The sequence below is a fragment of the Pseudonocardia thermophila genome (genome assembly GCF_900142365.1).
GTDB lineage: Bacteria > Actinomycetota > Actinomycetes > Mycobacteriales > Pseudonocardiaceae > Pseudonocardia > Pseudonocardia thermophila.
Genome location: NZ_FRAP01000006.1, coordinates 67,443 through 89,049, shown reverse-complemented (window position 1 = coordinate 89,049; position 21,607 = coordinate 67,443). Strand labels below are relative to the sequence as shown.

Sequence of the window (21,607 nt, the reverse complement as noted above, 5' to 3'; positions counted from 1 at the left end):
CCCGGCCCGCGCATCTGGCGGGTCATCGAGGCACCGCCGCGTCGACGATGCGGTCGCTCCACAGCGCACCGGCCGCGGCCAGTCCCACGCCGACCACGACGAGCGCCTGCCCGGCGAGCCCGCCGCGCAGGACGGCGAGCGGATCTGCGCCGAGCAGCTGTCCCAGACCGAGGCCCAGCGCCGGAAGGCAGGTCAGCACGGTCGCCGTGGCCCTCGGGCCGGCGAGCTGGGCGCGCATCGACGCGCCGAACCGGACCCGCCACCGCATCTGCGCACGCACACCCCCCAGCAGCTCGGCGAGCGGCACCCCGTGGCGTTCGGCGAGCGTCCACGCGGCGGCCATGCGGTGCAGGTCGTCGGCCACCGCCGGGTGGGCCTCGGCGCCGCGCCGCAGTGCACCGGCCACGTCGTCGCCCAGTGCGGCGGCGGTGACGGGTGCGGTGAGCACGTCGCGGGCGAGCGGCCCGTCGGCCGCGACCCCGGCGAGCGCCGCGGCCGGATGACCACCGGCCCGCAGCTCCTCGCTGATGCGTCCGATCGACTCGGCCAGCTGCTCGGTGACCGCGGCAGCGGCGGTGTCGGCCCGGGCCGCGGCCCGCCGCCTGCGGACGACCGCCGCGACGACGGTGCCGGCGATCGCCCCGCCCGGTCCCGCCGCGACCAGCCCGGCGAGCGTCCCGGCGAGCACGGGTGTCAGACGGGCGAGCCGCAGATGCGGCCGACCGCGGGCGCGCTCGGTGGGGAGGACCGCCGCGAGTCGGCCCGGACCCGCGGGCAGGAGCAGCCCGGCCCCGGCCAGGCAGAGGAGAGCCACGGCGATCACGGCGCGCCCACCCCTCGCTCGCGCAGCAGCTCGTCCAGCGCGGTGCGGCCCTCCGCCCAGCCCACCCCGCGGATCCACACCGGGCGGACCACGGCGAGGCCACTGCGCTGATAGGTACTGCGGTGATCAGTACTGCGGTGATCAGTACTGCGGTGATCGGCCCGGTCGAACACCCCGACCACGTCCAGCACCCGCTTCCCGCCGGGCAGCCGCCGCATGTGCAGCACCACCTGCACCGCGGCCGCGAGCTGGCTGTGCAGCGCTGCGCGATCGAGTCCACCGGTGGCCGCGAGGGCCTCCATCCGGGACGGCACCTCGCGCGCGGAGTTGGCGTGGACCGTGCCGGCGCCGCCGTCGTGGCCCGTGTTCAGGGCGGCGAGCAGATCACACACCTCGGCGCCCCGCACCTCGCCGACGACGAGCCGATCGGGCCGCATGCGCAGGGCCTGCCGCACGAGATCGCGCAGCGATACCCCGCCCGCGCCCTCGATGTTGGCCGGCCGCGAGACGAGGCGCACGACGTGCGGATGCCGGGGTCGCAGCTCCTCCGCGTCCTCCACGACGAGCAGGCGCTCGGCCGGATCGACAGCCGATAGGAGGGCACCGAGGATGGTCGTCTTCCCGGATCCGGTGCCGCCCGACACCACGAACGCCAGCCGGGCGGCCAGCACCGCGCGGACGATCGCCTCGCTCGTGGCGTCGAGCGTGCCCAGCGACCGGAGCGTGGTCAGGTCGTGGGCGGCCGGGCGCAGGACGCGCAGCGACAGGCAGGTGCCGTCGACCGCGACCGGCGCGAGCACCGCGTGCAGCCGGACGCCGGCGTCGGCGAGCCAGCCGTCGACGAACGGGCTGGCGTCGTCGAGCCGGCGTCCGGCGGCGAGTGCGAGGCGCTGCGCGAGCCGGCGCACGGCCGCGTCGTCCGGGAAGCGGACGTCGGTGCGCTCCAGGCCCGATCCGCGGTCGACCCACACGGCGTCGGGGCCGGTGACCAGGACGTCGGTGGTGCGGGGATCGCGCAGCAGCTCGTCGAGCGGCCCCGCGCCGACGAACTCCTGGCGCAGCACCTGCAGCGCGGCCAGGACGTCGACGTCCGAGGCGATCCCGCCCGCCTCGGCACGGACGGCGGCCGCCACCGCGGCCGGGCTCGCCGCGTCACCGCTGCCGGCCAGCCGTGCGCGGACCCGGTCGACGAGCCCGGGTTCGGCGAGGGTGTTCATGCCGCCGCTCCGCCTCGGACGGCGAGCATCGTCGCCACCTCGACGAGGACCGCCCGCGCCGCCTTCTGCAGGGGACCCGTGGTGGCGCCCGGCACCCGGCCGAACTCGACCGCGCGGGCCAGGCGCGGCTCCGGCCGCATCGCTGCGATCAGTGGAAGGCCGAGCGCCGACGCGACCTCGTCCGGCTCCACGCCGCCCGGGGACGGCCCGCGCACCACGGCACCGGCGAGGATCCCCCGGCCGGCGAGCACCTCCGCGACCCGCGCTGCCGCCGCGCACGAGCGCAGATCGGCGGGCACGACCACGAGCGTCACGTCGGCGACGTCGAGCGCGGCCAGCGCCGCCTCGGTGGGGTAGCGGGGCAGGTCGCAGACGACGGTCTCCCCGGCGCGCCGCCCCGCTTCCAGCACCGCCACCACGGCTTCCGGAGCCGGTCCGCCCGCGGCGCGTTCGCAGGACAGGACGGCGAGCCGCCCCTCCCCGTGCCGGCCCACCCGGGGTGATGGCAGCGCCGCATGCAGGGCGGTGGCCGGGATGCGCCCGCCGCTCACGCCGATCCGGGACCAGCGCAGCCCCTCGGTCTGCTCGGCGCCGAGCAGGACGTCGATGCCGCCGCCGAGCGGGTCGCAGTCGACCAGCAGCGCCTGCTCGCCGGTGCCGACGGCGGCGACGGCCAGCGCGGTGGCGAACACCGATGCCCCCGCCCCGCCGCGGCCACCGATCACCGCGATCACCGCGCCGGAGCGGCGGGTGCCCTCGGCGGCCTCGGTGAGCGCTGCGACGAGCCACGGCTCCGCCTGGGGCACCGAGACGACGTGCTCGGCACCGACGGCGACGGCGCGTCGCCAGACATCCGGCGGTGGATCACCGGACACGGCCACGACCACCCCTGGCCGGCGCGGCAGCGCCGCCTCCGCGCACGCGCGGGCCGCGTCGGCGTCGAGCACCACGAGCGCGGCATCGGGCCAGTGGCGGCGCGCCTCGGCGGGATCGGCCGCGCGGACGACCTCGCAGCCGGCCGCCGCGGCGAGCCGGAACAGGGTGTCGAGCAGCTCGGGGTCGCTCGCCACGAGCAGGCCGCGGCGGGCCGCCTCGTCCGTGCGGCCCGGTCGTGCAGTGCCGTTGCCCGCGATCATCTCTGGCCTCCTCGTGCCGGTGCTCCGCGGTGGAGCGGGACGGGGACCAGCGTGCGGTGCGGGGGCCGAGTGCGGGGGCGGTGATCGAGAACTGTGGATGGCCGCAGGGGGATGGGGACAACTCGGCGGCCGTGCGGCCGAACGGTCCGAAAGAGTCGGTGGGATGGGGCAGGATGAGGCGGGCAGCTCGTGGTCGTCCGAGGCAGTGCACGGTCCTGGGCAGTGCACGCGAGCTGAGGGACCGGCCGCGGAGACGGGACGACCCCCGCCAGGGGGGATTGGCGGGGGCCGTCGGCGGTTCAGCTCCGGGGGGTCGAACTGAACCACGTGCCCGGTTGGTACCGGACCCCACAACTGTAGCTGTTGTGCGGGCACATCGCCCACGTCCGGACGGACCAGTTGGCGCGGCGTCCGACCAGCGCGGTGGTTCTGGCAAGCTCACCGACCGTGAGTCCGCCGCCCGACGAGGTGCCCGGCCGCTCGGGTGCGGCCGCGTTCTTCGACCTCGACAAGACGATCATCGCCGGGTCGAGTGCGCTGGCCTTCAGCAGGCCTTTCCTGCAACAGGGCCTGATCACGCGCCGTTCGGCGCTGCGCAGCGCCTACGCGCAGCTGCTGCTGCTCCTCTCGGGCGCCGACGCGGACACGATGGACGAGCTGCGCCGCCGGCTCACCGCATTGTGCACGGGCTGGGATGTGGCGCAGGTCAACGCGATCGTGTCGGAGACGCTGCACGAGGTCGTCCGGCCGATGGTGTACGCGGAGGCCGCGGAGCTGATCGCGCTGCACCGCGCGGCGGGCGACGAGGTCGTGGTGGTGTCCGCGTCGGGATCGGAGGTCGTCGGGCCGATCTCGGCGATGGTCGGCGCGGATCGGTACGTGGCGACCGAGATGGCGGTCGAGGACGGCCGCTACACCGGCGAGATCGCCTATTACTGCTACGGCGAGGAGAAGGCCGCGGCCGCGGCGGCGATCGCCCGCGAGCGCGGGTACCGGCTCGAGGACTGCTTCGCCTACACCGACTCGATCACCGACCTGCCTCTGCTCGAGGCGGTCGGGCACCCGGTCGTGGTGAACCCCGACCGCGGGCTGCGCCGCGTCGCCGTCGAACGCGGGTGGCCGGTGCGCCAGTTCGTGGCGCCCGTTCCGCTGCGGTCGAAGCTGCGCTCGCGCGGCCCGGCGACGGTGCTCGCGATCGGCGTCGGTGCGGCGATCGCGCTTGGCGGAGCGCTCGTGCTGGGCCGCCGCCGTCCCTCGTTCGCGCGATCCGCCTGACCTCTCGTGATTACGCTGCGTGCCTGAACCGGTGCACCTCGACCGGCCCCTTGCTGTTACTCCGGTCACGGACTACAAAGGCAGCACGGACTTCGGAACGACCAGGGACGGTGCGGCAGAGAAGCACCCGTCCCCCTCGGTCCGAACTCCGTACGTGAAGGCCGGGCACTCCACGCACAGCACGCCGCGGGAGGCATGTCGTCGTGGGCCTGCGTAACCGGTCCACCGGGCGCCGAGGCCGTGAGCACGACACGTAGTGCACGCCTGGACCCTGGTCTTCACGTCGGCGGGCGGTGCTCCACACGGGGCGCCGCCCGCTTTCACGTGCGCAGAGTCCTCTCCGCCTCAAGCGCGTGCGTCCGCGATCGAGTGCCCCTCGCGGATCCCCGTCCCCCACTGCGCGCAGCAGTGCAAGATCCACTTCGTGAGACCCTCGGGCGTGCCCGACGCGAACCCGGCGGCCGCTTCCCGATAAGCCGATCGGTTGCGCAGGTGCCCCACCTCCGGCACGGCCAGCCCCTTCTGGTCCAGCCCCGTGACGATGGCGGTGAGCCGGGCGGCGGCCCGCGCCACCACTCCGTTGGCGGACGGGAACGGCTCCAGAGTTAGTAACTCTCCGTGAACAACGGCGACGAGCACCGGGGCCGGGACGCGGGTACCGCCTGCGACGAGATCGGCCAGCAGCGCCAGCCGTGCAGACACCTCCGCCGAGGCGTTCGGCCGCCCGAGCTCACCGGTGCGCCGCTCGTCCGGGACGAGATCGGCCGCGGCCACCAGGTGCAGCCGGGCCAGCGCCTGCAGCGGGGCGCTGTGCCACGTGCCGAGCAGCTTGCCGATCTCCTCCGCGGCGCGCACCGCCCCCGCCAGGACCGGATCGGTGATCGGGTCGTCGACGGGGGTGTCGAGCCGGGCGCCGTCGAGCGCGGCCGACGCGCGGGCCGCCCGGATCTGCGCCTCGGCCGCCGTGGCTGCCCAGCCCCGCCGGTTGACCGGGTGGTTGTGCAGCTCGGCCAGGCCGCTGCGGACCTCGGCGACCGCGTCGCGCACCCCCGGCAGATCGAGCAGCGGGACCAGCGGATCGGACGTCGTCGGCGGGGCCATGCCCGCATCGTGTCAGGCTGCCGACCCGGCGGTCCGACCCGGCCCGACCTGGCCGGACCGGCGGGTGCGCATCGTCACTTCGTTGACTAGCGTTGGGCCCCGACGTATTCCGTGCCGGGAACCGCCCCGATCTGCGGTTGTCCGGCCGAGGTAGAGCAGTGGTGTCCCGAAGGAGTGCACGGTAGATGGCCGACGAACCCACGCTGAGCAATCTGTCGACCGAGACGCGCAGTTTCCCCCCGAGCGCGGAGTTCGCGGCACAGGCCAACGCCACCGAGGAGTGGTACGCGCGCGCCGAGGCGGACCGCGAGGCGTTCTGGGCCGAGCAAGCCGAGCGGCTGCACTGGAACCAGAAGTGGGAGAAGGTGCTGGACTGGCAGCCGCCGTTCGCGAAGTGGTTCGTCGGCGGCAAGTTGAACGTCGCCTACAACTGCGTCGACCGGCACGTCGAGGCGGGCTACGGCGATCAGGTCGCGTTCCACTGGGAGGGCGAGCCGGGGGACACCCGCACGATCACCTACGCCGACCTCAAGCGTGAGGTGTGCAAGACGGCGAACGCGCTGGCGTCGCTGGGGGTGAAGGCCGGGGACCGGGTGGCGATCCAGCTGCCGATGATCCCCGAGGCGGTGTTCTCCATGCTGGCGTGCGCGCGGCTCGGCGCGATGCACAGCGTGGTGTTCGGCGGGTTCTCGGCGAGCGCGCTGAAGGCCCGCATCGAGGACGCCGAGTGCAAGCTGCTCATCACCTCGGACGGGCAGTTCCGCCGCGGCAAGCCGGCGCCGATGAAGGAGAACGCCGACCAGGCGGTCGAGGGGACCACGATCGAGCACGTCCTGGTGGTCAAGCGCACCGAGGCGGACGTGCCGTGGACCGAGGGCCGCGACATCTGGTGGCACGACCTGGTCGACAAGCAGAGCGATGAGCACACGCCGGAGGCGTTCGACTCCGAGCACCCGCTGTTCATCCTCTACACGTCGGGCACGACGGGGAAGCCGAAGGGCATCCTGCACACCTCGGGCGGCTACCTGACGCAGGCCGCCTACACCCACCACGTGGTGTTCGACCACAAGCCGGGGGAGAGCGTCTACTGGTGCACCGCCGACATCGGGTGGGTCACCGGGCACAGCTACATCGTGTACGGGCCGCTGGCCAACCGGGCGACCTCCGTGATGTACGAGGGCACCCCGAACACGCCGCACGAGGGCCGGCACTGGGAGATCGTCCAGAAGTACGGGGTGACGATCTACTACACGGCGCCGACGCTGATCCGCACGTTCATGAAGTGGGGCTCGGACATCCCGGCGAAGTACGACCTGTCGTCGCTGCGGGTGCTCGGTTCGGTGGGCGAGCCGATCAACCCCGAGGCGTGGATGTGGTACCGCGAGCACGTCGGCCGCAACAACTGCCCGATCGTCGACACGTGGTGGCAGACCGAGACCGGCGCGATCATGATCTCGCCGCTGCCGGGTGTGACGGTGGCGAAGCCGGGTTCGGCGATGCGGCCGCTGCCGGGCATCAGCGCCGAGGTGGTCAACGACGACGGCAAGCCGGTCGGCAAGGGCAACGGCGGTTACCTCGTGCTGGACAAGCCGTGGCCGTCGATGCTGCGCGGCATCTGGGGCGACGAGCAGCGCTACCGCGAGACCTACTGGTCGCGGTTCGCCGAGCAGGGCTACTACTTCGCGGGCGACGGGGCGAAGTACGACGAGGACGGCGCGATCTGGCTGCTCGGCCGGGTCGACGACGTCATGAACGTCTCCGGCCACCGCATCTCGACCACAGAGGTGGAGTCGGCGCTGGTCAGCCACCCGGCGGTGGCCGAGGCGGCCGTGGTCGGCGCGTCCGACCCGACCACCGGGCAGGGCATCGTCGCGTTCGTGATCCTGCGCGGCAACGTGGCCCGGGACGAGGCCTCCGGCACCGAGATGATCAAGGAGCTGCGCGACCACGTCGCGAAGGAGATCGGCCCGATCGCCAAGCCGCGCCAGATCATGGTCGTCGAGGAGCTGCCGAAGACCCGCTCCGGCAAGATCATGCGGCGGCTGCTGCGCGACGTGGCGGAGAACCGCGAGATCGGTGACGTCACCACGCTCGCCGACTCGACGGTCATGGACCTCATCGCGAAGGGCCTCAAGGAGGGCACGTCGGAGGACTAGCCCGCTGGACAGGCCCTAGCCTGGGGACGTGCCCCAGGACGGCGATCTTCCCGTGCGAGGACCGCTGGTGCTGCCCGCTCGCGAGCTGCACTGGCGGTTCTCGCGCGCGTCCGGGCCGGGTGGCCAGGGCGTGAACACCACCGACTCGCGCGTGGAGCTGTCGTTCGACGTCGCGGGCTCGGCGGCGCTGACGGAAGAGCAGCGCAGGCGGGCGCTCGCGAACCTGTCCGGGCGGCTCGTCGGCGGGGTGCTGACGATCGTGGCGGCCGAGCACCGCAGCCAGCTGCGCAACCGCGAGGCCGCGCGCGAGCGGCTGGCGCAGACGCTGCGGGTCGCGCTCGCACCCCCACCGAAGCCGCGCCGGCCCACCCGCCCCACCGTCGGCGCGCAGCGTCGCCGCCTCGCGGCCAAGGCCCGCCGGGCCGCCGTGAAGAAGCTGCGCGGCCGGCCCGACGAGTGAGGGGCCGTCACCGGATCGGTGCGATCGACGCCCCTCCTCCCGGGCGCGACCAGGCAGGTCGTGCAAGGATGGCGACCCGATCACGACGCAGACGTGCACCGATCTCGCAGGAGGACCCCGGTGGCCAGCTCGACCAGCTCCAACGGCGCGGACGTCCCGCCCGTTCTGCCTTCGATCCCGCTCTCCCGCGAGCCGGTCGTCCCGGTCGGTCAGCAGTCCATCGGCGCCATCGTCAAGGACGCCACCACGCACCTGTCGACGCTGCTGCGCGCCGAGGTGGAACTGGCGAAGGCCGAGGTGACGGCCGAGGTCAAGAAGGGCCTGCAGGGCTCTGTCTTCTTCATCATCGCCCTGGTGATCCTGCTCTTCAGCCTCTTCTTCTTCTTCTTCGCGCTCGGTGAGACGCTGGCCATCTGGCTGCACCGGGCGGCCGCGTTCGCCATCGTCTTCGGGATCATGCTGGTGGCGGCGGGCCTGTTCGCCCTGTTCGGCTACCTGCGGGTGCGCAAGATCCGCGCACCCGAGCGCACCATCTCCACGCTGAAGGACTCCGCTGCCGTGCTGTCGGCTCGGGGACGCAGCCAGGCGCCGGAGCTGAACGGCCACGCAGCCGGCTGACCGATGCGGCTGCCGGGTCCGTGGCGCCAGCACTTCGTCTCGGCGAACGGGATCCGGTTGCACGTCGTCGAGCAGGGTGCGGGCCCGCTCGTCGTGCTGCTGCACGGGTTCCCCGAGTTCTGGTGGGCGTGGCGGCACCAGCTGCCGGGGCTGGCCGAGCGCGGCTTCCGCGTCGCCGCGATCGATCTGCGCGGTTACGGCGAGAGCGACAAGCCGCCACGCGGGTACGACCTGTGGACACTGGCCGGTGACGTCTCCGGCCTGATCGGGGCGCTGGGCGAGACCCGCGCCGCCGTCGTGGGCCACGGCTGGGGCGGGCTCATCGGCTGGACCCTCACCGCACTGCACCCCCGGCGGGTGCGGCGGCTGGTGTCGATCGGGTCGGCGCATCCGCTGGCGCTGCGCCGGGCGATGCGCGACGTGTTCGGGCAGGGAGCAGCGACCGCTCGGTACGCGGCCGGGTTCCAGGTGCCGCGCTGGCCGGAGCGGTCGCTGCGCGCCGACGGCGCCGTGCGCGTCGAGCGCATCATGCGCGCCTGGGCCGGGCCCGACTGGGCGGGCACCGACGACTTCGCGACCGCGGTCGCGCACTACCGCACCGCCATGGGCGTGCCCGGGGTGCCGCACTCCAGCATGGAGTACCACCGCTGGGCCGCACGGTCGCAGCTGCGCGGCGACGGGCGCCGGTTCGCCGCCGCCGTCGCGCGCCGCCCCGAGGTGCCGGTGCTGCAGCTGCACGGCGCCGACGATCCGTGCATCCTCCCCTCGACGGCGGCGGCGTCGCGGCCGTGGGCGGGCCCGGCGCACACCCTGATCGTGCTGGAGCGCTGCGGGCACTTCCCGCACGAGGAGCACCCGCAGAGGGTGACGCAGCTGGTCGCGGACTTCTTGATCGGCTGCCCGTAGGCGTCTCACCTGGGCATCGTTCGGCCGCGCGGGGTGGGTCGCGACGCCGCGACTACGATGCGAGCCCGTGCGCGTCCTGGTCGTCGGCTCCGGTGCCCGAGAGCACTCCATCGTCCTGGCTCTGTCCCAGGACCCCGAGGTGACGGCCTTGGCCTGCGCACCCGGCAACGCGGGTACGGCCACGATCGCCGAGCAGCACGGGCTCGACGTCACCGACCCAGCCGCCGGTGCCGAGCTGGCCCGCCGGTGGCGCGCCGACCTCGTGGTCATCGGCCCCGAGGTCCCGCTCGTCGCGGGCATGGCCGACGCGATCCGCGCGGCCGGCATCGACTGCTTCGGCCCGTCCGCCGCTGCGGCCCGCATCGAGGGCTCCAAGAGCTTCGCCAAAGACGTGATGGCCGCCGCCGGGGTGCGCACGGCCCGCAGCGAGGTCGTCGACAACCCGGCCCGGCTGGATGCCGCACTGGCCCGGTTCCGTCCGCCGTACGTCGTGAAGGACGACGGGCTCGCCGCGGGCAAGGGCGTGGTGGTGTCCGCCGATCTGGAGGTGGCCCGCGCTCACGCGAGCACCCTGCTCGAGGCCGGCCACCCGGTGCTGCTCGAGGACTACCTCGACGGGCCGGAAGCGTCGCTGTTCTGCCTGGTCGACGGCGAGACCGTGGTGCCGCTGCTGCCCGCGCAGGACTTCAAGCGCGTCGGCGACGGTGACACCGGCCCGAACACCGGCGGAATGGGCGCCTACGCGCCGTTGCCCTGGGCGCCGCCCGGGCTGACCCAGCAGCTCGTCGAGGAGATCGTCGCCCCCGTGGCCGCCGAGATGGTTCGCCGCGAGGTGCCGTTCCAGGGGCTGCTGTACGCGGGGCTCGCACTCACCTCGTCCGGCCCGGCCGTGATCGAGTTCAACTGCCGCTTCGGCGACCCGGAGACCCAGGTCGTGCTGGCCCTGCTGCGCACCCCGCTGGCGCGGCTGCTGCGCGCCACCGCCACCGGCAAGCTCGCCGGTGAGGGCCCGCTGGAGTGGGCGGACGGCTCCGCGGTGACCGTGGTCGTCGCCGCCGAGGGCTACCCGGGCACCCCGCGCGTCGGGGACGTCATCACCGGCGCGGACGGCGAGGGCGTGCTGCACGCCGGCACCCGCCGCCGCGAGGACGGTGCCGTCGTGTCCGCGGGCGGGCGGGTGCTGTCGATCGTCGGCACCGGACCTGATCTCGCGGCCGCGCGCGACGACGCCTACCGCCGGCTCGCCGGCGTGCACCTGGCGGGCTCGCACCACCGCACCGACATCGCCGCACGGGCGGTCGCCGGCGAGATCAGCATCCCCACCGCGGAGTGACCTCTTCCCGATCGTTCCGGTGACGCCGGTCGCCGATGATCACCACCCGTTCGTCTCGGCGTGCCCCGAACGGGTGGCGCGTTCGGGGCATGACCCTCTTTGATGTTCGGGCGTCGTCGCTCCCCGTGATGACCGACGCGTGTCGCCGCGGCGCGGCACCGCTCCCCGAGAACGAAGAGGACACGCATGACGAAGAAGTACCGGCCCCGGCACGCTGCCCCGAGCAAGGCGGGACGGATCGCCGGCCGAGCCGCCGTCGGAGCGCTCGGTGCGCCGCTCGCGATGGTCGGGGTCACCGGTCAGGCCGCCGCGGACCCGGCCGAGGTGCCCGACGAGTCACCGATCGAGGCCCTCGCCCGTGCCTCGTTCGGACTGCCCAGCCTTGCCCCCGAGATCGACGCCCTCCTCGGCACGAACGAGCTGCCCGCGCTCCCCGCGCCGATCTCCGTCACCGACGTCCTCGGCCACCTGAACCAGGTCGCCGAGCAGCTCGCGCCGCAGACGGCCGCCGTCGACGAGTCCGAATCCGACTCCGAAGCCGACTCGGACGACGCCGACGACGAGGACTGGGACTCGGACGGCTGGGATGACTGGGACGACTCGGATGACGACGATGACGCCGAGTGGTCCGACGATGACGATGACGATGACGATGACGACTGGTCCGACGAATGGGACGACGACGAGGACTGGTCGGCCGGCGACGGTGACGCCGAGTGGTCGGATGACGATGACGGGGACGACGACTCGGACGATGACGACGACGAGGACTGGGACGAGGACTGGGACGAGGACTGGGACGAGGCCTCGGACTCCGACGATGACGACTCCGACTGGTCGGACAGCGACGCCAGCGGTGACGACGACGGTGACGACGACGGGGACAGCTCGTCGGGTGGTGGCGAATCCGGGTCGCACAGCTCGTCCGGCTCGAGCGGCGGCCTGATCGGCGATCTGCTCTCTCCGCTGTTCTGACGAGCTCCCCCGCGGCCGCTCGCCCCGGCACTGGCCGGACGGCGAGCGGCCGGTGGGGCGACGGGGTCGGTGCCGCTTAGTCTCGGAGCCGTGCCGCTCTCGCCTTCCACCCCGCACCAGCTCACCGTCGCCGCCCGGGCCGGGATCCCGCCGTTCCACGTGATGGACGTGTGGGCGGCCGCCGGGGAGCGCCAGCGCACGCACGGCGACCTCGTCAACCTCTCTGCTGGTCAGCCCTCCACCCCGGCTCCGCGCCCTGTGCGGGCGGCTGCCGCGAAGGCGCTGGAGGGCGAGGTGCTCGGCTACACCGAGGCGCTCGGCATCCCGCCGCTGCGCGAGGCGATCGCCGCGCACTACGCGCAGCGCTACGGGGTGGAGGTGCCGGCCGAGCAGGTCGTCGTCACCACCGGGTCGTCCGGCGGGTTCCTGGTGGCGTTCCTGTCCGCGTTCGACGCCGGCGACCGCGTGGCGATGGTCCGCCCCGGCTACCCCTGCTACCGCAACATCCTCGCCGCGCTCGGCTGCGAGGTCGTCGAGCTGCCGTGCGGGCCGCAGACCCGCTACCAGCCGACTGTCGCGATGCTCGAGGCCCTCGACGAGCCGGTGCGCGGCCTGATCGTGGCCAGCCCGGCGAACCCCACGGGCACCGTGCTCGACCCGGCCGAACTAGCTGCCCTCGCCGAGTACTGCGAGACCAACGGCATCCAGCTGATCAGCGACGAGATCTACCACGGCATCACGTTCGCCGAATCACCCGCGACGTCCACGGCGTGGACGACGTCCCGCGAGGCGATCGTGGTGAACTCGTTCTCGAAGTACTTCTCGATGACCGGTTGGCGGCTGGGCTGGCTGCTGCTGCCGCCGCGGTTGCTGCCGGCCGCCACCGCGATCGCGGGCAACTTCACCGTGTGCCCGCCCGCGCTGCCCCAGCACGCCGCGCTCGCCGCGTTCGAGCCCGAGAGCATCGCCGAGGTCGACGGGCACGTCGCCGTCTACGAGCGCAACCGCGACCTGCTCCTGGCCGGGCTGGCGGAGCTGGGCATCACGAACGTGGCCCCGCCGGACGGCGCGTTCTACATCTACGCCGACGTGTCGCACCTCACGGACGACTCCATGGACCTCGTGTACGAGCTGCTCGCCGCGACCGGGGTCGCGGTGGCACCGGGGCTGGACTTCGACCCGGTCGACGGGCACCGCTGGATCCGGTTCTCCTGCGCCGGGTCCACGGCCGAGACCGAGGAGGCGCTGCGGCGACTGGAGCGCTGGCTCGCGACGAGGTGAAGCTCAGTTGCCGGCGGGCCGGACCGGGGTGGCCCGGACCGGCCTGCCGAGGAGACTGCGCCCGGGCGACGGCGGGCGGCCGCCGCGGTCGACGGCGCCGATCCGGTTGAGCGCCTCCTTCACGTCGCCGTCGGTCAGGTCGGCGTGGGTGACCAACCGCACCTTCCCGCCCATCGGGGCGACGAGCACCCCGGCCTCCGCGAACCGCTGCAGCGTGCCGCGCAGATCGGCGACGGACACCAGCACCGTGTTGGTCTCCGGGACGGACGCCTGCCAGCCGCGTTCGCGCAGGCCGGCAGCGAGGGTGCGGGCGCGTTCGTGGTCCTCGGCGAGGCGGTCGATGTTGTCCAGAGCCACCAGGCCGGCCGCGGCCAGCACGCCGCTCTGGCGCATCCCGCCCCCGAGCATCTTGCGCAGCCTGCGGGCTTGCTCGACGAACTCCACCGAGCCCGCGACCAGTGACCCCGCTGGGGCGCCGAGGCCCTTGCTCAGGCACACCGACACGGTGTCGACGCCCACGGTGAGCGCGGCGGGCGGTACCCCGAGCGCGACGGCGGCGTGCCAGAGCCGGGCGCCGTCGAGGTGCACCGCGAGCTTCGCGCCCCGGGCGGCGGCGACGACCGCGGCGTGCTGCTCCGGCGGCGTGATGACCCCGCCCGCGTGGTTGTGCGTGTTCTCCAGGCACAGCAGCTTCGTGCGCAGCGCGAAGTACGGGCCAGGATCACCGGCGGCGCGGCGGACGGCGGCAGGCGACACCCGGCCGGGGCCGGCGTCGTGCTCCAGCGGGCGCGGCATGCCGCCGGCGAGCCACGCGGCCGTGCCCAGCTCGTCGTCCAGCACGTGGCTGCCGGCCGGTGCGAGGAAGGCGTCGCCGCGGCCGACGTGGCTCATCAGGGCGATGAGGTTGGCCATGGTGCCGGAGGGCGTCCACAGCGCAGCGGGGGCCCCGACCAGGTCGGCGACGCGCTCCTCCAGCTCCCGCGTGGTGGGGTCACCGTCGAGGACGTCGTCGCCGACCTCGGCGGCCGCCATGGCCGCGCGCATCTGCTTCGTCGGTCGCGTGACGGTGTCGGACCGGAAGTCGATCGGGCGATCCGCGCTCGCTGCACGACGGGAGCGGGACGGAGTTCGCACAATCGCCGATTCAACCATCCAGAGACGAAGTGGTCGCGTCAGGGTCACGGAACGGTCACAGCGTTGACCCGTTCGACGTAGCCGGGTGCAGCCGTGCAACCGTAGGGCCGGACCTGCCGTCTCGGCACCGGGAAGGGGGAACGGGCCGCGTGGACGAGGCCAGCGAACGCGAGTTCGCCGACTACTTCCGCGCTCGACGTGACATGGTGCGACGGACGGCTTACATGATGTGCGGCGACTGGCACAAGGCCGACGACCACGCTCAGGCGGCGTTCGTGGCACTGCACCGGAACTGGCGCAAGATCCGGGACCGCGAGGCGATCGACAGCTGGATGCGGCGGACCCTCACCCGGGCGGTGATCGACGAGTCACGCAGGCCGTGGCGGCGGGAGAAGTCCACGGCCGATCACGTGGAGGTGGCCGTCCCGCCCGCCGCCGACACCATGGCCACCCGGCAGGTGCTGGTCGACGGGCTGCGGACCGTGCCCCCGCGCCAGCGCGCCGTGCTGGTGCTGCGGTTCTTCGAGGGCCTGGACGTCGCCGAGACGGCCAAGGTCATGGGATGTTCGGAGGGCACCGTGAAGAGCCAGACCGCGCGCGGCCTGGAGGCGCTGCGCGCCGCGCTCGGCGACGTGCTCGACGATCTGCGCACTGCCGGCTGACGGGAGGCGAGAGGAGGTGGTGGACGTGGACGACGACGGCGACGAGCTGGTGGCGCTGCTGCGCTCGACGGCGTCCGTGCACGACGCGCCGCCGCCCTCCTTCGGCTACGCCGATGTCCTCGAAGGGTCCCGCCGGATCACCCGGCGCAACCGCGTCATCGCCGCGAGCGTCGTGGGCGTGGTGCTGCTGGGTGGGGTGGGCACCAGCGTCGCGCTGCCGTTGGTGAACCGCGAGGCGTTCTCGACCACCATCGCCGAGGCACCGCTCACAGCGACCAGCGTTCCGCAGCCCGGTTCCGCGGTTCCGGGCCCGGTTGCGCCGGGATCCGGACCGGGATCCGCGCAGGAGTCCCTCCCCGCCGAGTCCGCGCCCGAGGCCGGGCCGGATCCCGGCCCGGCCTCGGGACCTGCGGACGCGGCGGCACCCGCGCAGCCGGCCCACCCCGCCCCGCAGCCACCCGCCGACCCGCCCGCCCCCGCCCCTGGTTCCCCGGCCCCCCAGCCCGCGCCGTCCCCAGTCGACCCGGCGCCGGACACCGGCACGGCGCCGAAACCGCACTCCGCGCCGTCCGCCGACCGGGGGACCCCGCGGGCCACTCCGCCCGGACGGCCGGGGCCGTCGGCGCTCGGCCCGCGCGACACGTGCGGCTCCCAGCAGGACCCCGAGCTCCGTGCGCTCGTCGACGAGGTGTTCGCCCCGGCCCGGGGCGCGCCCGCGGCGCCGGTGACGTACGTGTGCCGCCCGCAGGGGGAGCGGGCGGTGCACGTCGAGATCAGCGATGGATCGAAGAAGGGCGTGCTGACCGTGGTGTTCAGCTCGAAGGCCGGCGGGACGTCGGGCGACGCCACGGCGCGCACGGCCTCCGGCGGGCAGGTCTCGGTGAGCGTGCGCGGGGACGGCGGCCCAGCGCCGTACGCCGACCGCATGTCGCGCCTGGTCAAGGACCTGGCGCCGCGGCTGTAGGCCAGACTGTCGCCGTGGGCACCGCCAAGGGCGAACGACGGCGGCAGGAGCTGGTCACCGCGGCCGCCGCGCTGCTGCGCGCCGGCGGCTTCGACGCCGTCCGCCACCGGGCGGTCGCCGAGCGGGCCGGGCTGCCGCTGGCGTCCACGACGTACTACTTCGGCTCGCTGGAGGAGCTGGTCACCGCCGCTGTCGAACGCACCGGCCGCGACGAGCTGGACGAGGGCCGGGCACAGCTCGCGGCGCTGCCCGAGGGCGAGCTGGACGCGGCGACCGTCGCGGAGCTGGTGCTGGACCTGCTGCTGGGCCCCGAGTCGCGGGAGGGCGGGCTGAGCGCGGTGCTGCTGCGCTACGAGCGGCTCGTCGGCGCCGGGCGGCGGCCCTACCTCGCCCCGCTGATGCGCGAGCAGCGGGCCGAGCTCGACGCGCTGCTGGACGCGATCCTGCGGCGCGGCGGGCGGGTGCTCGACGAGACCGGGCTGCGCGATCTCGTGTCGTTGGTCGACGGGGCGGTGCTCTCGGCGCTGATCGAGTCCGACCCCGATCCGCGGGCCGCCGCCCGGGAGGTGCTGCTGCGCAGCTTGTCCGCGTCACAGGGAGAGGCGTCACAGCTGTAGCCTGTGCGGACGTGATCCCCAACGTGCTGGCCGCGCGCTACGCGAGCCCGGAGCTGGTCCACCTCTGGTCGCCGGAGCACAAGATCGTGCTCGAGCGACAGCTGTGGATCGCGGTGCTGAAGGCCCAGCGCGATCTCGGCATCGAGGTGCCCGACGGCGTCATCGAGGACTACGAGCGGGTCGTCGACCAGGTCGATCTCGAGTCGATCACCGCGCGGGAGCGCGTCACCCGGCACGACGTGAAGGCCCGCATCGAGGAGTTCTGCGCGCTGGCCGGGCACGAGCACATCCACAAGGGGATGACCAGCCGCGACCTCACCGAGAACGTCGAGCAACTGCAGATCCGGCTCTCGCTCGACCACGTCCGCGACCGCTCCGTCGCCGTGCTCGCCCGGCTCGCCCGCCGCGCCGCCGAGTACTCCGAGCTGGTCATGGCCGGGCGCAGCCACAACGTCGCCGCGCAGGCGACCACGCTGGGCAAGCGCTTCGCGTCGGCGGCGGAAGAGCTGATGATCGCCCTCCAGCGCCTCGACGACCTGCGCGCCCGCTACCCGCTGCGCGGCATCAAGGGCCCGATGGGCACCGCGCAGGACATGCTCGACCTGCTCGGCGGTGACTCCGCCAAGCTCGCCGAGCTGGAGCGCCGGGTCGCTGAGCACCTCGGCTTCTCCCACGTCTTCACCAGCGTCGGGCAGGTCTACCCGCGATCGCTCGATCTCGACGTCGTCACGGCGCTGCTGCAGCTCGCCGCCGGCCCGTCGTCGCTGGCCACGACCATCCGGCTGATGGCCGGGTTCGAGCTGGCCACCGAGGGGTTCCGGCCCGGCCAGGTGGGTTCGTCGGCCATGCCGCACAAGATGAACTCCCGCTCCACCGAACGCGTCAACGGGATGATGGTGCTGCTGCGCGGCTACGCCGGCATGGTCGGCGAGCTGGCCGGCGCGCAGTGGAACGAGGGCGACGTCTCCGACTCGGTGGTGCGCCGCGTCGCGCTGCCCGACGCGTTCCTCGCCCTGGACGGCATGTTCGAGACGATGCTCACGGTGCTCGACGACTTCGGCGCCTACCCCGCGGTGATCGCCCGTGAGCTGGACCGCTACCTGCCGTTCCTCGCCACCACCGCCGTGCTGATGGCCGCGGTGCGCAACGGCGTCGGCCGGGAGACCGCGCACGAAGTGATCAAGGAGCACGCGGTCGACGTCGCGCTGGCCATGCGGGAGAAGGGCCAGGCCGAGAACGACCTGCTGGCCCGCCTGGCCGCCGATGAGCGGCTCGGCAACCCGAACCTCGAGGGGCTGCTCTCCGATCCGCTCACGTTCACCGGGGCGGCCACCGCTCAGGTCGAGGACGTCGTGCGCCGCGCCGCCGAGATCGTCGACGCCTCGCCGGAGGCGGCCGCCTACACACCGGGAACCACACTGTAGGTGCTGGAAGCCGACGAAGGAGGCGGGGAGGGGATGGCACTGTGAAGCTCGTCCACCAGGGCAAGGTCCGCGACGTCTACGCCGACGGGGACGAGCTGATCCTCGTCGCGTCCGACCGGCTCTCGATCTACGACGTCATCCTGCCGACGCCGATCCCGGACAAGGGCAAACTGCTCACCCAGCTGTCGCTGTGGTGGTTCGAGCAGCTGTCCGACATCCCCAACCACGTCATCTCGGGCACCGACGTGCCGCAGGAGTGGGCCGGGCGGGCTGTGCGGTGCCGCAAGCTCGAGATGCTGCCGATCGAGTGCATCGCCCGCGGCTACCTCGCCGGGCTGGGGCTCAAGGAGTACGAGGAGCACGGCTCCGTCTCCGGCGTCGAGCTGCCGCCCGGGCTCGTCGAGGGCTCCAAGCTGCCCGAGCCGATCTTCACCCCGACCACCAAGGCCCCGGTGGGCGAGCACGACGAGTTCATGACCTTCGCCGACGCCGAGGCGCTGGTCGGCGCGCAGACCGCGGCGAAGCTGCGGGAGCTCACCCTCACCGTCTATTCGCGGGGCGCGGCGCTCGCGGCCGAGCGGGGCATCATCGTGGCCGACACGAAGCTGGAGTTCGGGCTCGCGCCGGACGGCACGATCGTGCTCGCCGACGAGGTGCTGACCTCGGACTCGTCACGGTTCTGGCCCGCTGACCGGTGGCAGCCCGGCGGCCCGCAGTACTCGTTCGACAAGCAGTACGTGCGCGACTGGTCGGCCACCCTCGACTGGGACCGCAACCCGCCCGGCCCGGAGATCCCGCCGGACGTGGTCGCGGCGACCCGGCAGCGCTACATCGAGGTCTACGAGCGGATCACCGGCCGCACCTGGTAGGCCCCGCGGCCGGTGAGTCCGGGCTCCGGGGCGCTCAGAGCGTGGTGGGGACCTCGCGCTCCAGCACCGTGAACGTGCTCTCCTCCGGCTTGAGGTTGTTCAGCAGGTTGTACGGCAGCTGGAGCATCGACCACACGGCCTCGTGGATCGGCACGATCGTGCGCGGCTTGACCGTCCGCGTGTACTCGACGGCCTCCGACATCTTCAGCCACGGCGCACCCGACGGCACGAACAGCACGTCGACCGGGTTCGGCGGCACCACGAACGCGTCACCGGGGTGCAGGTGCGTGCCGTCCACGAGGTAGGCGTTGTTGGGGATGATCGGGATGTCCGGGTGGATGACGGCGTGGTCGCCGCCGAGCACCTCCACCCGCGCCCCGGCGATCTCCAGCGTCGCCCCTGGTGCGGTGACCTCGTGCGGCACGTCCAGGCCGGCGGCGGTGCCGCTGTCGACGATCAGCCGCGCGTCCGGGTTGGCGTCGAGCAGCGGGCGCAGCCGCTCGGTGTCCAGGTGGTCGTAGTGCTGGTGGGTGACCAGGATCGCGTCGAGCCCGGTCAGCTCCTCGAACCCCGTGGCGAACGTGCCCGGGTCGATCAGCAGCCGGGCCGCGCCGGTGTCCAGCAGCAGGCATGCGTGGCCGTAGTGGGTGATCTGCACGGGTCAAGCGTGGCACCGGGGCTTCGGGTCGGCTCAGGCAGGCACCTGGGCGAGCAGCTCCACCTCGTCGTCCGCGGTGAGCCCGGCGCGGCGGTCCCGGTCCGGGCCCAGCGCCAGCTCGTGCTCCAGGGTTGCCCTGGCCGTCTCCGCGACCGGCCGGCAGACCAGTCCCGCGGCCGCGGCCGGGCCGGGGTCGTGCGAGGCGATGCCGAGGTGGCCGGGCGGCAGCCACAGCGGCAGCGACCGCGGCCCGGCCCAGTACTCGATCCCGGCCGCGCGCAGCACGTCCGGCGCGACCGGAACCCGCTCCAGATCGGGCGCCCCGACCGCGGCGGCGACCTCGTCGAGCACCGCGCCGAGCGTCGAGCGCGGGCCCACCCCGTCGACCGTGCCGCCGGTGCCGTCCTCGGCGCAGCGGACGATCCACTCGGCCAGATCGCGCACGTCGACGATCTGGCAGGGCTGGTCGGGCACGTCCGGCACGACGGCGCGGCCGCCGCGGGCGAACCGGGCCGGCCAGTAACCGAACCGGTCGCTGAGGTCCCCGGGCCCGCAGATCAACCCCGCTCGCACGATCAGCGCGTCCGGGCGGGCCGCGCGCACCGCGTCCTCGCTGGCCACCTTGACCTTGCCGTAGCCGTCCGGATCGGCCGGTTCGGCGTCCTCCTGGGGCGGCAGCAGCGCCCCGCCGGCGTCGTACACGCTCACCGACGACACGAACGTCCAGTGCCGAGCCGCGATCCCGGCCAGCGCGTCGCGCACCCAGCGGACGTTCATCCGCGCCACGTCGACGACGGCGTCGAACCGCTGGCCAACCAGGGGCCCGAGGCCCTGGTCCCGATCGACGGCGACGAGGGCGGCCCCGGCGGGCGCGGGTCCGGACTCGCCGCGGGCCGCGCACACCACCTCGTGGCCGCGGGCGAGCGCGGCGACCGCGACGGCGCGGGAGAGGAACCGGGTTCCGCCCAGGACGAGCACGCGCATGCAAGCAGCGTCACGGACTGCGGTGACCGGCGGCAACGGTGTTCGCCGTACGCTGAGGCACCGTGGCGAGAGTCGTGGTGGATGTGATGCCCAAGCCGGAGATCCTCGACGTGCAGGGCCAGGCGGTGCACCGAGCGCTGGTCCGGCTGGGCATCTCCGGCATCTCCGACGTGCGGCAGGGCAAGCACTTCGAGCTCGAGGTCGACGACACCGTCGACGACGAGACCCTGCACAAGGTGGCCGGCGAGCTGCTGGCCAACCCGGTGATCGAGGACTGGGTGGTGACGCGGGTATGACGCGCGTCGGTGTCATCACGTTCCCCGGTACGCTCGACGACGGCGACGCCGCCCGCGCGGTGCGCCGGGCAGGCGGCGAGCCCGTGGCGCTGTGGCACGCCGACTCCGACCTGCAGGGCGTGGCCGCGGTCATCGTGCCCGGCGGGTTCAGCTACGGCGACTACCTGCGCGCCGGGGCGATCGCCAGCATGGCGCCGATCATGCAGTCGGTGATCGACGCCGCCCGCGTCGGGATGCCGGTGCTGGGCATCTGCAACGGGTTCCAGATCCTCTGCGAGGCGGGCCTGCTGCCGGGTGCGCTGCTGCGCAACGCCGGGCTGCACTTCGTCTGCCGCGACCAGCGGCTGCGCATCGAGACCACCGCGACCCCGTGGACCCGCGACTTCTCCGTCGGCGACGAGATCGTCGTGCCGGTCAAGAACATCGACGGCCGCTACCACGCCGATGCCGCCACCCTGCAGCGGCTGGAGGCGGAGAACCGGGTGGTGTTCCGCTACGCCGGCGGCAACCCCAACGGCTCGCTCAACGACATCGCGGGCGTCTGCTCGGAGGACGGGCGGGTCGTCGGGCTCATGCCGCACCCCGAGCACGCCATCGACGAGCTGACCGGCCCCTCGACGGACGGGCTGGGGCTGTTCCGGTCACTGCTGGGTGTGCTGGCGGCCGCGTGAGTCGTCCGCCTCACCCCGTCGGGCTCTCCGAACAGGGACGTAGGCTC

Annotated in this window: 22 protein-coding genes; 15 read left to right on the top strand and 7 right to left on the bottom strand. The window is 73.7% G+C overall.

The window, feature by feature from the left end:
- Positions 1-22: 22 nt before the first annotated feature.
- Genes BUE41_RS09670 through ssd form a run of 3 tightly spaced genes read right to left on the bottom strand, consistent with a single transcriptional unit; the run spans position 23 to position 3,176 of the window.
- On the bottom strand, positions 23-823 hold the full coding sequence (locus BUE41_RS09670) for a type II secretion system F family protein (protein ID WP_084754666.1): 801 nt from the start codon (positions 821-823) through the stop codon (positions 23-25).
- The gene (locus tag BUE41_RS09665; protein ID WP_073456693.1) at positions 820-2,040 is read right to left on the bottom strand and encodes a TadA family conjugal transfer-associated ATPase; all 1,221 of its coding nucleotides are present in this window, start codon (positions 2,038-2,040) and stop codon (positions 820-822) included. The genes BUE41_RS09670 and BUE41_RS09665 overlap by 4 nt, the downstream gene beginning before the upstream one ends.
- Positions 2,037-3,176: a septum site-determining protein Ssd gene (gene ssd / locus BUE41_RS09660; RefSeq protein WP_073456692.1), complete on the bottom strand. Its 1,140-nt coding sequence runs from the start codon at positions 3,174-3,176 to the stop codon at positions 2,037-2,039. The genes BUE41_RS09665 and ssd overlap by 4 nt, the downstream gene beginning before the upstream one ends.
- 447 nt (positions 3,177-3,623) lie before the next feature.
- Between ssd and BUE41_RS09655 the strand changes: the two genes are divergently transcribed.
- Positions 3,624-4,451, top strand: coding sequence for an HAD family hydrolase (locus BUE41_RS09655; RefSeq protein ID WP_200803834.1), 828 nt, complete (start codon positions 3,624-3,626; stop codon positions 4,449-4,451).
- 345 nt (positions 4,452-4,796) lie between these two features.
- Here BUE41_RS09655 and BUE41_RS09650 read toward each other — a convergent pair whose 3' ends face one another.
- A complete protein-coding gene (locus BUE41_RS09650) occupies positions 4,797-5,552 on the bottom strand; it encodes a Fic family protein (protein ID WP_073456691.1) in 756 nt (251 codons plus the stop codon).
- 185 nt (positions 5,553-5,737) lie between these two features.
- Here BUE41_RS09650 and acs point away from each other — a divergent pair, with 185 nt between their 5' ends.
- The 7 genes from acs to BUE41_RS09615 all read left to right on the top strand — a co-directional run bounded on the left by acs (position 5,738) and on the right by BUE41_RS09615 (position 13,281).
- On the top strand, positions 5,738-7,708 hold the full coding sequence (gene acs, locus BUE41_RS09645; protein WP_073456690.1) for an acetate--CoA ligase: 1,971 nt from the start codon (positions 5,738-5,740) through the stop codon (positions 7,706-7,708).
- A gap of 28 nt (positions 7,709-7,736) precedes the next feature.
- Positions 7,737-8,168 carry an alternative ribosome rescue aminoacyl-tRNA hydrolase ArfB gene (arfB, locus tag BUE41_RS09640; protein WP_200803833.1) on the top strand — a complete coding sequence of 144 codons (432 nt, stop codon included), beginning with the start codon at positions 7,737-7,739 and terminating at the stop codon, positions 8,166-8,168.
- A 120-nt stretch (positions 8,169-8,288) separates the two neighbouring features.
- Positions 8,289-8,786, top strand: coding sequence for a phage holin family protein (locus BUE41_RS09635; protein ID WP_073456689.1), 498 nt, complete (start codon positions 8,289-8,291; stop codon positions 8,784-8,786).
- 3 nt (positions 8,787-8,789) lie between these two features.
- Positions 8,790-9,692 carry an alpha/beta fold hydrolase gene (locus BUE41_RS09630; RefSeq protein ID WP_073456688.1) on the top strand — a complete coding sequence of 301 codons (903 nt, stop codon included), beginning with the start codon at positions 8,790-8,792 and terminating at the stop codon, positions 9,690-9,692.
- Between the two features lie 67 nt (positions 9,693-9,759).
- Positions 9,760-11,025 (top strand): phosphoribosylamine--glycine ligase, encoded by a 1,266-nt coding sequence (gene purD, locus BUE41_RS09625; RefSeq protein WP_073456687.1) that lies wholly within the window; start codon positions 9,760-9,762, stop codon positions 11,023-11,025.
- A 186-nt stretch (positions 11,026-11,211) separates the two neighbouring features.
- The gene (locus BUE41_RS30715) at positions 11,212-12,000 is read left to right on the top strand and encodes a hypothetical protein (protein WP_073456686.1); all 789 of its coding nucleotides are present in this window, start codon (positions 11,212-11,214) and stop codon (positions 11,998-12,000) included.
- Positions 12,001-12,162: 162 nt separating this feature from the next.
- The gene (locus tag BUE41_RS09615) at positions 12,163-13,281 is read left to right on the top strand and encodes an aminotransferase class I/II-fold pyridoxal phosphate-dependent enzyme (RefSeq protein WP_073456849.1); all 1,119 of its coding nucleotides are present in this window, start codon (positions 12,163-12,165) and stop codon (positions 13,279-13,281) included.
- Positions 13,282-13,284: 3 nt separating this feature from the next.
- Here BUE41_RS09615 and BUE41_RS09610 read toward each other — a convergent pair whose 3' ends face one another.
- On the bottom strand, positions 13,285-14,433 hold the full coding sequence (locus BUE41_RS09610) for a threonine aldolase family protein (protein ID WP_084754661.1): 1,149 nt from the start codon (positions 14,431-14,433) through the stop codon (positions 13,285-13,287).
- Between the two features lie 131 nt (positions 14,434-14,564).
- Here BUE41_RS09610 and BUE41_RS09605 point away from each other — a divergent pair, with 131 nt between their 5' ends.
- Genes BUE41_RS09605 through BUE41_RS09585 form a run of 5 tightly spaced genes read left to right on the top strand, consistent with a single transcriptional unit; the run spans position 14,565 to position 18,951 of the window.
- A complete protein-coding gene (locus BUE41_RS09605; protein ID WP_073456684.1) occupies positions 14,565-15,077 on the top strand; it encodes a SigE family RNA polymerase sigma factor in 513 nt (170 codons plus the stop codon).
- Between the two features lie 25 nt (positions 15,078-15,102).
- Positions 15,103-16,041, top strand: coding sequence for a hypothetical protein (locus BUE41_RS09600; protein WP_143172067.1), 939 nt, complete (start codon positions 15,103-15,105; stop codon positions 16,039-16,041).
- Positions 16,042-16,055: 14 nt separating this feature from the next.
- Positions 16,056-16,658 (top strand): TetR/AcrR family transcriptional regulator, encoded by a 603-nt coding sequence (locus BUE41_RS09595; RefSeq protein WP_073456682.1) that lies wholly within the window; start codon positions 16,056-16,058, stop codon positions 16,656-16,658.
- 11 nt (positions 16,659-16,669) lie between these two features.
- Positions 16,670-18,082, top strand: a complete 1,413-nt coding sequence (gene purB, locus BUE41_RS09590) for an adenylosuccinate lyase (protein ID WP_073456681.1) — start codon at positions 16,670-16,672, stop codon at positions 18,080-18,082.
- Positions 18,083-18,123: 41 nt separating this feature from the next.
- Complete coding sequence (locus BUE41_RS09585) at positions 18,124-18,951, top strand: phosphoribosylaminoimidazolesuccinocarboxamide synthase (RefSeq protein WP_073456680.1); 828 nt, start codon at positions 18,124-18,126, stop codon at positions 18,949-18,951.
- 34 nt (positions 18,952-18,985) lie between these two features.
- On the opposite strand, the gene BUE41_RS09580 is transcribed toward BUE41_RS09585, so the two are convergent.
- Positions 18,986-19,609 (bottom strand): MBL fold metallo-hydrolase, encoded by a 624-nt coding sequence (locus tag BUE41_RS09580; protein ID WP_073456679.1) that lies wholly within the window; start codon positions 19,607-19,609, stop codon positions 18,986-18,988.
- 33 nt (positions 19,610-19,642) lie between these two features.
- Entirely contained in the window at positions 19,643-20,593 is a 951-nt protein-coding gene (locus BUE41_RS09575; RefSeq protein ID WP_073456678.1) for an NAD-dependent epimerase/dehydratase family protein, read from the bottom strand.
- 62 nt (positions 20,594-20,655) lie between these two features.
- Here BUE41_RS09575 and purS point away from each other — a divergent pair, with 62 nt between their 5' ends.
- Both purS and purQ read left to right on the top strand, forming a co-directional pair.
- On the top strand, positions 20,656-20,889 hold the full coding sequence (gene purS, locus BUE41_RS09570) for a phosphoribosylformylglycinamidine synthase subunit PurS (protein ID WP_073456677.1): 234 nt from the start codon (positions 20,656-20,658) through the stop codon (positions 20,887-20,889).
- Complete coding sequence (gene purQ, locus BUE41_RS09565; RefSeq protein ID WP_073456676.1) at positions 20,886-21,560, top strand: phosphoribosylformylglycinamidine synthase subunit PurQ; 675 nt, start codon at positions 20,886-20,888, stop codon at positions 21,558-21,560. Before purS ends, purQ begins: the two co-directional genes overlap by 4 nt.
- The last annotated feature ends 47 nt before the right edge of the window (positions 21,561-21,607 follow it).

Coding starts and splice junctions, on each gene's coding strand:
- BUE41_RS09665 (WP_073456693.1), bottom strand. CDS start 2,040: ATGAACACCCTCGCCGAACCCGGGCTCGTCGACCGGGTCCGCGCACGG.
- ssd (WP_073456692.1), bottom strand. CDS start 3,176: ATGATCGCGGGCAACGGCACTGCACGACCGGGCCGCACGGACGAGGCG.
- BUE41_RS09650 (WP_073456691.1), bottom strand. CDS start 5,552: ATGGCCCCGCCGACGACGTCCGATCCGCTGGTCCCGCTGCTCGATCTG.
- acs (WP_073456690.1), top strand. CDS start 5,738: ATGGCCGACGAACCCACGCTGAGCAATCTGTCGACCGAGACGCGCAGT.
- BUE41_RS09630 (WP_073456688.1), top strand. CDS start 8,790: ATGCGGCTGCCGGGTCCGTGGCGCCAGCACTTCGTCTCGGCGAACGGG.
- BUE41_RS30715 (WP_073456686.1), top strand. CDS start 11,212: ATGACGAAGAAGTACCGGCCCCGGCACGCTGCCCCGAGCAAGGCGGGA.
- BUE41_RS09615 (WP_073456849.1), top strand. CDS start 12,163: ATGGACGTGTGGGCGGCCGCCGGGGAGCGCCAGCGCACGCACGGCGAC.
- BUE41_RS09610 (WP_084754661.1), bottom strand. CDS start 14,433: ATGGTTGAATCGGCGATTGTGCGAACTCCGTCCCGCTCCCGTCGTGCA.
- BUE41_RS09575 (WP_073456678.1), bottom strand. CDS start 20,593: ATGCGCGTGCTCGTCCTGGGCGGAACCCGGTTCCTCTCCCGCGCCGTC.
- purQ (WP_073456676.1), top strand. CDS start 20,886: ATGACGCGCGTCGGTGTCATCACGTTCCCCGGTACGCTCGACGACGGC.